The following is a 12,735-nucleotide window of genomic DNA, read 5'->3' as shown; positions in this document are numbered from 1 at the left end:
TCATGTCTCCGGCTCCGGCTGGAGACGCTATTTCAAGGCAGGATGATTCCTTCAGGAGCAGGTTTGAAAAAAGTCAGCATCATTGATGTTGCCAAAGAGGCTGGCGTATCCGTCTCTACCGTCTCACTGGTGTTGCGGCAGAAAGGCAAGATCTCCGACGCGACCATTGCAAAGGTGCAGGCAGCTATTGAGCAGCTGGGCTATGTGCATAACGTAGCGGCGGCTAATCTGCGCGCCAGCACTTCAAACCTGATAGGTCTGATCCTCTGCGATTTTAGCGACAGCTATGCCATCAAAGTGATGGCAAGCGTGGTAAAGGAATTAGAAAAACACGGATTTATGGTGTTTCTTGGCCAGCCCCAGGATAACGGGGCCAGCCTTGAGCGTTGTCTTCTCTCATTCAAACAGCAGGGCGTGGCGGGCATTATTTATCTGACCTCTGACACTAAGCACGCCACGCTGCCTGAACAGCTTCGCCAGTGCCCGTTGCCATTGGTTGTCGTCTCTCAGATATTGATTAATGAGGCCTGTAACCTGGTCATGCGCGACAACCGACAGGCCGCCGCGCTGGCGACACGCTATCTGCTGGAACGCGGACACCGTAATATCGGTTACATCGGTGGGCAGGCCGACTGTCTGCTTCGCATGCAGCGACTGCAGGGCTTTCGCGCCAGCCTGCAGCAAAACGGCATTGTGCAAAAAGAGGACTCGGCGCCCGCGTGCAGCGAAGATACCTGGGCGGCAAGCCAGGTCACTCGCCATCTGCTGGAAAAAAACCACACCCTGACCGCGCTGCTTTGTCATTCGCCGACGGCGCTGATTGGTGCCATTAACGGGATTCATCAGGTCGGGCGCACGCTGGGTAAGGATCTGTTTCTGACGCAGCAAGTGGCGCTGATCGGCTTTGAAGATATGCTGCACGTCAACCTTACCTCGCCGTCCTTGACCTGCGTGTCATCCGCCAGCGAGGAAACCGGGCGGCAGGCAGCAGAGCTGATGATGAGTCAGATCAGGGAGCCCGCGTTGCCGACGCAGCGCATTATGCTGAGCGGGGAGCTTGTCATCAGGGAGTCGGCGTAGTGGTTGTGTACGCCGGGAAGATGGCATAAACGTTGCTGACCGTTCATGCCAGAAGGATTGCGGAACAGAAGAAAAGAGGTGGGCTCAGCGGCCCTCGTCAGAGCTTTACCCCAGATTGGCTGGGGTATTTTATTTACAGCATGCTGTAGAGCAGCGCGGACATAGTGAGCAGGCCACCAATAATAACGGTGATTGCCATCCCGCCTCTCAGCGCATGCAGCTCCTTTCTGGTATAGACAAGGTAAGAAGGGATAGCGAACACAAAGATAGCAATCAGAGGCCCGCATACCGTTTCAATCAGCGCCATTACATCAGGGTTCCAGTATGCGACCGCAAACGACACCGCAAACAAGATTGCGAACGCCATGGCTTTTGCCCGCTTACGGCCCGCGTCATCTTTTACGCCAACAGCATCGCCGATGAGCGTTGAGAAGGTTTCCGCAACCGGCAGGCAGACCCCAAGAAAGGATTTTGTCATCGCCACCATGGCGATAAAGGGCGCAATCAAAAATAACAGGCCAGCCCCCCCGCTCCCTTCCATAACGGAAAGTACATTCAGGTTTTGTGCTCGGGCATTCACAAACACGTCATGCGGCATGCTCAGCACGCAGCTCAGGACGAAAAAGATAACGCTGGAAAAAATGGCGTAATAAGCCAGACGAATCACGCTGACGGCTTTCTCCTCGCCGCCGTTTCCTTTTTCCAGATAATAAGAGGATAAAGGCGACATCATCGGCGCAGAACAAAAGGAGAAGGTGATCAACGGCAGCGTCAACCAGAGCGCTTTAAGTGAGATACCGGAAGACGCCCCCGTGATTTCCTGCATTGACGACGTCAGGTTTGAAAGATGCCAGGAAGGGATCTGCATCACAGCAATCAGCAAGAGAGAGAGCGCAAAGGGTATAGCCAGCGTGCTCATCGTGCTTACAACACGGTCACGCCCTTTGCTTAACACAATAAACAAGCACGCGACGACGATGAATGACAACAGCGCGCGGCTGACTTCGGCGAAGTGCAGATGGACGGTAAAATAGTTGTCCAGCGCGTTAACCAGTGAAACAGCGTAAACAAGCGTGACGGGGAAGTGGGCTACGCAGAAAAAGAGCTTAATGCCCTGACGGCCTTTCGGACCGAAAAATTTACCGAAGAGAGGAAGGGAGGCATTGTCTGCCTGCTTATCACGCATAAAGATGCGACAGATCAGTAGATGCGGTACCAGAGACAGCGGTAAAGCCAGTAAAAACATCATTAACAACACGACAGCTCCCCGCGTGCCCACTTCTACTGGCAGAAAAAGCGTACCCGCACCTACTGTCGTACCGTATACCCCCATCATCCAGACCGTATCTTTAATCGACCATGCTGTTCTGCTCGCGGCTACGTTTTTATTTTTTACTTGAGTATTCATTTCTGCACTATATCTATTGAATGTTAAAACAATTACGCTACGTTATGGCTTCTTCTTTAACTAAATCGACGCACTAGCGCATAAAAACACCTGAAATGGGGCGGGCCAGACGCTTATCAGAAGGCGTCGAATTGTCCGTTAAAATACCGCAGAGGCCAAATCATTTCGTAGAAGTGTGACCAGACTGGCTGGAGGATGCTGCATTGTTATGCTCATCTTGCCAGCGTCAAACACTGGTCAGGGCGGCTGGGCGCTGGATGCCTGCCGGGACAGAGGCTGCAAAATGTTCTTACCATGCTGATCTTTTCACGAAGCAAAAAAATATTTCGCTTACGGCAGTTGTTTTTGCTGTTTCATATCATTAATTATCTGGGTCTGGGTAACGAATTAAATACGTCGCCACACCAAAAAAATATTGCTACGTCGGGGATGTTACTATTGCTGGTGCTTACAGAGATATTTTAAGTGCGCTTTTATATTAAGGGTCAGGCAAAAGCATGGCCATGTAATTTTAAATTTAAAAGGTAATGCTTATCCGCACCCTACAGCATAAAAAAAGCCCCATCAAAAAATGCTGGGGCTTTTTTATATAACTGCCGGACGATTCAACCGATCATTTATTTAACCGTTCGGTTCCGGCATGTTTTTTAAGGCGAAAATGGCTATCAGCTTTACGCTTTATGAGTCCCAGATAGCACCGTACGCCCCGCGGCCACGAGCCTCACACCCTTCCACCACGTAATCAGTAAGCCCACGGTTTGCAATGCACACTACCGCTTCCGCCTCTATGCGTTCTGCTTCCTGCCAGGCAAGCTCCAGCAGATCCGGTTTACCCTTCGCATCGGTGTCCCAGATAATGATATCCGGCACCACGGTCAGCACCTCGTCAACAAAAGCATCGCCGTAGGTAAGACGGGGATTACGCGTTGACCAGATCAGACTGCGGCGCGGCCGGTTAGCCACCAGGTGGGGTAGCAGAGGGCCAATACCGCTGCCCGTAGCGACAAACACCACTGAGTGAAAGAGCTGATGCACACTGCCAACGCCAGGCGTGGGAATGCCGCGAAACCAGACATGGCCTGGCGGATTATCAATAAACTCGCTGGTCCAGTCACCCGCCCGTGAAACCAGCATCCGGCAGCCGCGCCCCTGCAGCACCGGGATGTTAGCAAACGCATGCCATTCACTCAGCGGATGACGACTAATGGTAAACGACGAGCCGGTAAAGGGATCGCGTGGCAAGTTGAAATGCAGCAGCACCGCATGCTCCGACGGGCGGGTGAAGGTCACCGGTACCCGGCGCAGATGAAGCCAGGGCACCAGCACACTGACAGTAATGGTCAGCAGCCCCCAGAAGGCGGGTAGCATGTACACTGAATGGTGCGTGTCACGGGCAAAACAGCTTACCTGAGCCCATGAGAGAAACAGTGCCAGCCAGCCAACGTAGCGATGAACGTGTTCAAACTGATTATGATAACGCGCGCGCACCGCCGGCAGGGCCATCAGGCAGATCAAGGCCAGCAGCAGCCCCAGCATAAGATTAAGCATCACCAGTTGCAGTGAAACGCCCGGCAAATGATGCATATAGTTCCAGCAAACGCCGGCCGTAAATCCCAGCGTCCATAAAGTGGCAAATAATGCACAACCTGAATGTATCCCGCCAAAGTGATAGACCTTGGCCAGATGTCGACGCACCTTTAATGGCCAGTTTCGCGGGGTTTTCCAGACAAGGCGGAACAGCAGATTAATCAGATATTGCTGACGAATAAGCACGGTAATTAATAAATTACCCAGCGCCATATTCGCCATTGCGGCCAAATTTAACTGTTGAGGCTGCCACCAGCGTCCGGTCATCAGAGCATAATCAAGCCACAAAAGATTGATAAACGTCACCAGAATAAACAGCCGCTGATAATGGCTTAATGGGTATAACTTACTCCGCTTTAACCAGGAAATAGTCCGCCTGTTGCCTTGCCAGACATCAATCATTCGTGACTCTTTCAAAAAATTTACCCCATGAAAATGGAAGGACATGACTACCTGATGGTTAGATAACGGCTAGAATAAAGCAGGTAATATATAGGGTAAACAGATAAACAAAATTTGAGAATAATCCAAGGCGTACTGCTGGCGGATAACTTATGGCTACCGTCAGTTATAACCCATGCACCGGAGGCGCTATCGCAACTTCATGCGCAGCAGCATGTGGCGCTTTATTGATAAATGGAATAAATCTGAATCAGCAGGAAGTTTAGACGAAGGAAAAAATAATAAAGCTAAAAATATCAGGGAAGCAGATGGAATAAAAACGGAAATGGAATTATAGACGTAAGCCTCCCTTTTGCGCTCGGTAAAAAAGTTTCAGACGCAATTTATCTGCTGGAACCCGGTAGTAATACACTGTGCGGCAGGTTGCTCTTCTCAGGCTCAGCATGTCAGCAGGCTTTAAAACCTGGACTGGGATCATTATGGCGTTCTCTACTTACACTTACTCTGGCGTTAATGAATTAGCTAATCCAGTCTTTGCCTGATAAAGAGCTTTCATTTTTTTCAGGAGGATAAACTGCATTTAGAGGAGAGAGAAAAAATGCAACACTATGAGCGCGCCTTGCTTTTGTTGCTATCCAGACATGACTATTAAGCTGTCTTCCTGCATAATTTGATGGTTAATTAATGATGTTTATAAATCGTTTATGGTCTTTCTGTTATAATAAATGTGGTACTTTTAACCTTTGAACATCATAAGGTAATCTTATAAAAATAAAGAGTTCTGTATAACCTTTTTCCTCTTTGGGTTCTCTTTAATTTGCTATGCAAAAAGTTGAGAAGTATGGCAAAATTCACAAAATAACTTTATAAATTCGACAGGTGTCTAAATGAAACCTTTTAAGAGAAAACTTGTTGGTTTATTTTTGAAAGGGTATGTGTACCTTACTAACAGGCCAAAGCCTGAGACAGAGGGTCTGGATAGTATCATGCCTCGTTCTGTAGTTGTGTTTTCCACTACCGCGCTTGGTGATTTTCTTATGAACACGCCTGCAATATATTCCCTCAAAAAAAGATTCCCTGATGCATCATTTACGCTAGTGAGTAGCGGAAAAAACATGTCTCTTGTTAATAAGTATGACTGGTTCGATAATATTATCGAATGGGACAACAAGATAAAGCATGTTCTTCCTTTAATCAGGGAAATGCGCCGTTTAAAACCTGATTTGTGCGTCATTCTTCATTCACATTATCCTTATGATGTACTGGCTGCGTTAGTCTCAGGCTGTAAAATTATTTTGCGGGATAATTACAGATATGATCCTGTGGATCTTAATCAGTATCTACACGCGTGCTCTGGAGAATTTACCGGACATACTATTGCAAGGAAACTTGAGCTTATCCGTGTTCTGGGTGCCGATTCAACTTTAAGCACCATGCATTTACCAAAGACGTATACAAAGCCAGCAGCAGAGCCCAGGCCATTAAGAGTGGGTTTTCAGTTAGGGGCTTCGAGGGATGAACGCCGATGGCCGGTGGCTTGCTTTAACCAGCTGGCTGTAGCCTTATTTGAATACTATCCAGATATAGAAATTGTCATAACCGGCGCAAAGTCTGAACAAAATCTTGAAGCAGAGTTTTACAACGCTGTGCCTCCTGACATGCGTAGTTGTATCAGAAGGTATGCAGGTAAAACGCAGCTTGATGACCTGACAACACTGATTATGAGCCTTGATGTTTTGGTCACCGGCGACACTGGCCCTATGCATATCGCCGTTGCCGCCCGGGTTAAAACCGTCAGCTTGTTTGGCACAGCAAATCCACTGTATTCGGGCCCTTTTCAAGATCCTGATCTTCATCGGATTATCCACCAGCCGCCAGAAAGCAATGACGAACATCCGATGCAGCGTATTCGTCCTGAAATGGTATTTGAGGCCGTCAGAGCGAGCCTGGAAAACGCATAATATAAGGTGAAGATCTTATGTTCAGCATCTGTGCGCTCTGCATTTGAAGCGCGCAGGTGCTGTAGTAGGTATTCCCATAAAATTTTCCCGGCTGAAATCCACACCTGCGCAGCCGGCTTCACTGTCACGTATCGGCATTAAGCAGGTATGTTATTTATTATTTTATGGTGCCCACATGCGGGCACCGCCAGCGATCCTTATAGCAGGGAAGTGACAAAGAAAAACGGGCGGCGATGAACTGCCCGTTTTTTTATCCCTGTACAGGATGCGCTTTGGTTATCTTCTGACGCGATTTGCTGCTGGCGTCACGGCTGCTGCCGTCGCGGAGTAGGGATCACAGACTCGCTGGCGTGGATAGTGGAAAAATAATCCTATTGATATAAACGAGGCAATTGCTACCGCAGCAATATAATAGACCAGCGTAAATGCGCTGCCTGACCAGCTAATCAGCGCTGCGCCGATAAGCGGCGCTGTGCCGCCAAAAAGCGCTGTCCCCATGTTGTAAGCCATAGCCCCAGCAGAGGCTCGCATCTCAGCCGGAAACATATCGACCAGGCTGATGGTCATACCGCTCGTCACCATAGGAAAAATCATGACCGGCACGATCGCCGCGATAATCGCGCTACTCAGCGTGCCGTGCTCAGCCCAGGTAAAGGCAAAGAACATTGCCGGAATGAGCAGCGCGCAGCCCAACATTAGCCAGAGTTTACGTCCAATGACATCGCTCAGATAACCATGCAGAAGGGTACTGAAGATCAGAACAAACTGGGAAACCAGCACGGCCCTGGCAGCGTCAGGCCTGGTCAGACCGACAAACGTTGTAAGATAGGTTGAGAAGAACCCCAAAATCAGATAGTTCGGCAGGGTATGACTCATCAGGATAGACATGAAGACCAGCATGTTTTTCCACTGCGAGCGGATAACCTGCGTCACCGTCGGGGGCGTAATTTGTTTCTCCTGGCGTGCGCGCTCAACCGCACGGAATTCCGGGCTTTCGTCAAGCTTGCGGCGAATGATCAGACCCACCAGCCCCAGCGGGAACCCGACAGCAAACAGTACGCGCCAGCCCCATTCCTCCATTTGAGCCGCAGTAATCCACGAAGACAGCAGTGTGTAGAGCCCTATGGCGATGGCTGTACCGATATAGGCGCCAATCGGAGAAAACGAGGCGCGGAATGCACGACGTTTCTGATTACTGTTTTCAACAATATAGTCTGTTGCCGTCGCGTATTCTCCGCCGGCAAAAAAGCCCTGAATCAGACGGCAAATCACTAACAGCACCGTCGCCGTTGTACCCGCTTGCGACCATGTGGGAAGGAGAGCCGTTAGCCCGGTCACGACGCTCATACCGGTGATGGTCACCATCAGGACAAAACGTCTGCCCCAGCGGTCGCCTGCCAGCCCCAGCACAATGCCTCCAATCGGCCTGACTAAAAAGCTTGAGGCGTAAAGCAGCAGCACAGAAAGCAGCGCAGACAGCGGCGCATCCTGCGGGAAAAAAATCCGGGAAATGACTGGGGCGAGCAGGCCATAAACGGCAAAGTCGAGAAACTCGACCAGATTGCCAGCGACAGCACCAATCAACGTTTTGCGTTGCATTTCGGTTGTCACCTCAGGAAGCGTGGCGGACGTGCTCATGGTTAACTCCATCTTCACCGTCAAACTGCACGGTCAATTGAACGTGAGTCAGAATGATTGCTCATTCCACATTGCGGTATGCCATTCCGTTATTTACGTTAGATGAGCGAGAAATAGCCGTCAATGCAATAGCGAGAGGATTTCAATATGGATCACAAGGCGACACGCAAGCGCGAGGATGAGGGCAGATCGAAGGAGAACGGGGTCAATGACAGCTGCTGGGCTTGTTCTGGCAATGTAATTGCCAGAACATCATCGTGTTAGCTTCTGGCGTTTTTTTGCAGGCCAATTGATTGGGCAGCCTGCATCGTCAGCGCCCCCCATTCAGCGATTTTGTCTTCGCGATAGCGGGAATCCGGCATGGAAATACAAATGCTGGCGACCGGCTGATGCATAGCGTCGAAAACAGGGGCCCCTACTGCAAATATGCCAGCGCGATAGTAACCCCGGTTAATGGAATATCCTCGTTCGCGCACCCGGTTTAGCTCATCACGTAACTGTTCAGGCTGGGTAATGGTCGACGGATTAAAAGAGTTAAGTTCGCCATTGATGATCTTTTCAATCTGCAACTCGGGCAGAAAGGCCAGGATCGCCATGCCATTGGCAGTTGAATGAATAGGGGCGATATCGCCGACAGGACTGACCGCGCGCACCGGATGGGGGCTTTCCAGCCGGTCAATAACTACTACCGCGCTGCTGCCATCATAGACCGACACATAAACGGTTTCCTGAGTGGCATTGCGCAGTTCAGCCATTGGCTCTTGTATAGCAGACGCCAGGCCACCGCCAGTCAGTTCATCAGGCCGCACGCTGAGCACGCGCGGGCTAATCGCCCAGCGTGGCATATCGCCTTCAATCAGACGTAGCCAGCCTGCCTCATGAAAGGTCCAGAGAATGCGTTGCACCGTCGTTTTCGGCATTGACATCATCTTTGCCAGTTCTCCAACGCTGACGGGTTGCTTCTCCGCTACCATCTCCAGCACTTTCAAACTCTTAATCAGACTTTGCATAAATAAACCGTCCGTTTTTTATTTTTAATGTCATCGATAGCTGTGCCGTAATATGGCACAGCCTGCTTTACCCTGCCTCGCCTTTCCCCTGGATGCCATGACAACGTGCCCCTTTTGCTTAAATTTTGCCCTTGCAGCCAGGTTTAAATCGTGCCAGGTTATAAAAATGGAATGCCATTCCTCATTGTGGAACGATAGCGAGTGTGTTTAACGACCTGTGCGAGGCAAAGCGATGCGGGGAACCGAGTCAATTTTTAGCGAAGATTTTCAGGAGCAACCCTACTGGTGGTCACAATGGCAACCGCATGACGATGCGCCGCTTCCCGTTCCGCGCGAAGTGGAATATGCCATCGTGGGCGCGGGTTATGCAGGCCTGTGCTGCGCCCTTGAGCTGGCGCAACATGGCAAACAGGTTGTCGTGCTCGAGGCCGGGCTGCCCGGCAGCGGCGCCAGCACGTTGAGCGGCGGTCAGGTGACCGGTGGGATCAATGTCGGGAAGACCATGGCGTCGAAAAAAGGCATCCGGCAGCGCAGCGACCAGCACCAGCGTGACATGCTGCGGGAGGCTGCGGAAGGTTACCGCTTTCTTGAGCAGCTGATTGAGCAACATCATATCGTCTGTGATTATCGCCAGACCGGGCGCCTCGCTGCTGCCTGGATCCCTGAACATCTGGAAAGCTGGAAAAAGCGGCTGCCGCTGCTCAATGAGGTCAGCCAGGTTAACGCGCGTCTGCTGTCACGCGAAGAGCTTCGCGCCGAACTCGACAGTCCGGCCTATCATGGCGGTATCCTGATCCAGCGCGCCGGCCTGCTTAATCCCGCACGCTATTATGCCGGCTTGCTTGCTGCGGTCCGTAACGCGGGTGTAACGGTGTGCAGCGGTTCAGCGGTAAGTCAGATCGAAAAGCAGGATGCACATTACCGTGTAATTTCCGGCCGCGGCAGCGTCAGAGCCCGCCACGTCATCATCGCCACCAATGGCTATACCGGCCCAGAGATGGCGCATCTGCACGCGCGCGTTGTGCCAGTCACCAGCCATCAAATTGCCACCGAACCGTTACCCGACGCGTTGCGTAAGAGCCTGATCCCCGGGCAGCGCGGGGTCGCTGAAACGCAGCGGGTCACGCACTATTTCCGGTATTCGCCCGATGGCACGCGACTACTGTTTGGCGGCCGCGCGCGCTTTTACCCCCTCAACCGGCGGCAGTCGGCTCGCGTACTCTATCAGCATCTGACGCAGCGCTTTCCTCAGCTGCGCGACATCAAAATCAGCCACAGCTGGGGCGGCAAAGTGGCGGTGACGCTCGACTATCTGCCGCATATCGGACAAACACCGCAGGGCTGCTTTTATGCCACAGGCTGCAACGGCAGCGGCGTCACCATGATGAGCTGGCTCGGCCACAGGCTGGCGCGTCACCTTATCGAGCAAACGCCGTTGCACAGCAGCCCATATGGCGTCTCGCCTTTGCCTGGCCATCCGCTTTACACCGGTAACACCTGGTTTATGCCGTTGCTGGGCAGCTATTACCAGCTACGTGACCGGATAGACAAGTCTGCACACTCACAAAAGAACTGAGGGGGAGTAATGGGATTGCGCATTGGGGTAGATATTGGCGGCTCGTTTACCGACTTCGCCGTATTCAATGAAGCATCAGGCGTGCTTCACAGCCTGAAGGTTTTTTCACGGCCGGATGAGCCTGGCCAGGAAGTGTTGCACGGCATCAGGGAGCTGGTGAAGCGCTACGGTATCAATCCGGCAGACATTCACTACTTTACTCACGGGACGACAGTGGGTGTGAACGCCGTAGTACAGAAAAAAGGGGCTCGGCTGGGGCTGATCACTAACCGCTACTTTGAGGATGTGCTGGCGCTTGGCAGACTGAAAACGCCCGATATGTACAGCCTGCATTCTTTACGACCGACGCCGCTGGTCGCGCGCGAACATGTTTTCGGCATTGAGGGGCGTCTGGATGCCAGCGGCAATGAGCTGAACCCGGTTGATGAAAAGAGCGTGGCGGCTGCTATTGAAGGATTGCAGCGCGCTGGGTGTGAAGGCGTCGTCATTGCTCTGCTGCACGCCTACCGCAATCCGGTGCATGAAAAGCAGGTACAGGCGCTGATTGAGCGCGAGATGCCGGGCTTTTTCACCTGTTGCTCCAGCGATGTCTGGCCAGTTATCCGCGAGTTTGAGCGCACGCAAACGGCGGTAATCGGGGCCTATGTACAGCCGCGCGTGTCGCACTATCTCGGTGCGCTGCAACAGGCGCTGGCTCAGGCGGGCGTCACGGCTGAGCTTAAGGTCACCAAATCTAATGGGGGCGTCATGAGTGCCGAAAGCGGCAAAGCAGAGTGCGTGCAGATGATCCTCTCTGGTACCGCCTCCGGCGTTATGGGTGCTGCATGGGTGGCGCGTCAGTGCGGGCGTGAAAATGTCATGAGCCTGGATATTGGCGGCACCACCGCCGATGTGGCGCTGATTGTCGACGGCGCGGCGCAGTACGATACCGGTGAATATATTGGTGACTACCAGATCCACATTCCCTCTGTTTCCGTTACCTCAATTGGCGACGGCGGCGGCTCGATCGCGCGTGTCGATGAGTTTGGCGTACTGAAGGTTGGCCCGGAGAGCGCGGGATCGACGCCAGGACCGGTTTGTTACGGGCGCGGCGGCGTACAGCCGACGATTACCGATGCCTTCGTCACGCTGGGGATCCTGGGGCAGGCAAAGCTCGGCTATAACGCCGTCAATATTGATGTGGCCGCGGCTAAAAAGGCCGTGGATACGTTAGCGTCTCACCTCGGACAATCCATTGAAGCCACCGCTGAGGCGATTATACAGGTGTCGGTTTCCGGGATGTATGCCGGTATCAGTCGCCTGGTTTCTCGCTTTGGTATCGATCCGCGCGTTTTTTCTCTGATGCCTTTTGGCGGCGCCGGTCCCATGTTGGCCTGTTATCTGGCGCGCGCGATGCACATGCGCGAAGTTCTGGTGCCGTTAACGCCAGGCGTGCTTAGCGCGCTGGGGGGCCTCGTAGCCGATGTGAAAAACGATTTTGTGCGCATCATTTACAGCGATCTTACCGCAGAAAGTCTGCCGCAGCTGGAGACGGAGTATCAGTGGCTTGAGGACAGGGCGCGCGCCTGGCTGGCGCATGAGGTGAGCGATGTCAGCCGCGGTCAGTTCAGCCTGTCCGCCGAAATGCGCTACAAAGGACAATCGTTCGAGATCGAAACGCCGCTGCCACGTCAGCAACTGGCGGAAGGCAACCTTGAACCGTTGCGCGACGCTTTCCATGCGCGTCACGCGCATCTGTATGGCTACAGCGACCGTGATGCACAGATTCAGGTCGTTTCGCTGAGGCTGGTGGTGAGCATGCCTACGCCAAAACCGCAGCTGCAGCCGCTGCCGTACAGCGAGGTCGCGCCCACGCCCGCTGGACAGATTGACGTATGGATGTCTGGTCGCTATCACAACGTACCGCTTTACCAGCGTGAACAGCTGGCGGGCGGCCAGCAATTTACCGGTCCGGCGGTTATCGCGCAGTCTGATACTACGGTGACAGTGCTACCCGAATTCCATGTTCGGGTTGATGCGCTGGGCAATCTCATCCTTACCGATCTTACCCGCACAGCGAAATAAAGGAGCAGT

At 52.5% G+C, this 12,735-nt stretch carries 9 protein-coding genes; 5 read left to right on the top strand and 4 right to left on the bottom strand.

Annotation, left to right across the window (positions count from 1 at the left end):
• Positions 1–63 precede the first annotated feature (63 nt).
• Positions 64–1,080 (top strand): LacI family DNA-binding transcriptional regulator, encoded by a 1,017-nt coding sequence (locus D7S44_RS16800; protein ID WP_120456767.1) that lies wholly within the window; start codon positions 64–66, stop codon positions 1,078–1,080.
• Positions 1,081–1,213: 133 nt separating this feature from the next.
• Here the strand turns inward: D7S44_RS16800 and D7S44_RS16795 are convergent, their stop codons facing one another.
• Both D7S44_RS16795 and D7S44_RS16790 read right to left on the bottom strand, forming a co-directional pair.
• Positions 1,214–2,416 (bottom strand): amino acid permease, encoded by a 1,203-nt coding sequence (locus tag D7S44_RS16795; protein WP_120456765.1) that lies wholly within the window; start codon positions 2,414–2,416, stop codon positions 1,214–1,216.
• Positions 2,417–3,166: 750 nt separating this feature from the next.
• Positions 3,167–4,381: a ferredoxin reductase domain-containing protein gene (locus D7S44_RS16790; protein ID WP_205685240.1), complete on the bottom strand. Its 1,215-nt coding sequence runs from the start codon at positions 4,379–4,381 to the stop codon at positions 3,167–3,169.
• A gap of 298 nt (positions 4,382–4,679) precedes the next feature.
• Between D7S44_RS16790 and D7S44_RS24025 the strand changes: the two genes are divergently transcribed.
• Complete coding sequence (locus D7S44_RS24025) at positions 4,680–4,814, top strand: hypothetical protein (RefSeq protein ID WP_257026030.1); 135 nt, start codon at positions 4,680–4,682, stop codon at positions 4,812–4,814.
• Between the two features lie 550 nt (positions 4,815–5,364).
• Positions 5,365–6,438: a glycosyltransferase family 9 protein gene (locus D7S44_RS16785; protein WP_120456761.1), complete on the top strand. Its 1,074-nt coding sequence runs from the start codon at positions 5,365–5,367 to the stop codon at positions 6,436–6,438.
• Between the two features lie 276 nt (positions 6,439–6,714).
• On the opposite strand, the gene D7S44_RS16780 is transcribed toward D7S44_RS16785, so the two are convergent.
• Both D7S44_RS16780 and D7S44_RS16775 read right to left on the bottom strand, forming a co-directional pair.
• Positions 6,715–8,076, bottom strand: a complete 1,362-nt coding sequence (locus D7S44_RS16780; RefSeq protein ID WP_158591275.1) for an MFS transporter — start codon at positions 8,074–8,076, stop codon at positions 6,715–6,717.
• A gap of 260 nt (positions 8,077–8,336) precedes the next feature.
• Positions 8,337–9,086 (bottom strand): IclR family transcriptional regulator, encoded by a 750-nt coding sequence (locus D7S44_RS16775; protein WP_120456757.1) that lies wholly within the window; start codon positions 9,084–9,086, stop codon positions 8,337–8,339.
• Positions 9,087–9,318: 232 nt separating this feature from the next.
• On the opposite strand from D7S44_RS16775, the gene D7S44_RS16770 reads away from it, so the two are divergent.
• Both D7S44_RS16770 and D7S44_RS16765 read left to right on the top strand, forming a co-directional pair.
• Positions 9,319–10,662, top strand: coding sequence for an NAD(P)/FAD-dependent oxidoreductase (locus D7S44_RS16770; RefSeq protein WP_120456756.1), 1,344 nt, complete (start codon positions 9,319–9,321; stop codon positions 10,660–10,662).
• Positions 10,663–10,671: 9 nt separating this feature from the next.
• Positions 10,672–12,726 (top strand): hydantoinase/oxoprolinase family protein, encoded by a 2,055-nt coding sequence (locus D7S44_RS16765; protein ID WP_120456754.1) that lies wholly within the window; start codon positions 10,672–10,674, stop codon positions 12,724–12,726.
• The last annotated feature ends 9 nt before the right edge of the window (positions 12,727–12,735 follow it).

Source organism: Pantoea piersonii (assembly GCF_003612015.1).
Taxonomy (GTDB): Bacteria; Pseudomonadota; Gammaproteobacteria; order Enterobacterales; family Enterobacteriaceae; genus Pantoea; species Pantoea piersonii.
The sequence above is the reverse complement of the archived record's forward strand: the minus strand, read 5'-3'. Positions and strand labels throughout refer to the sequence as shown.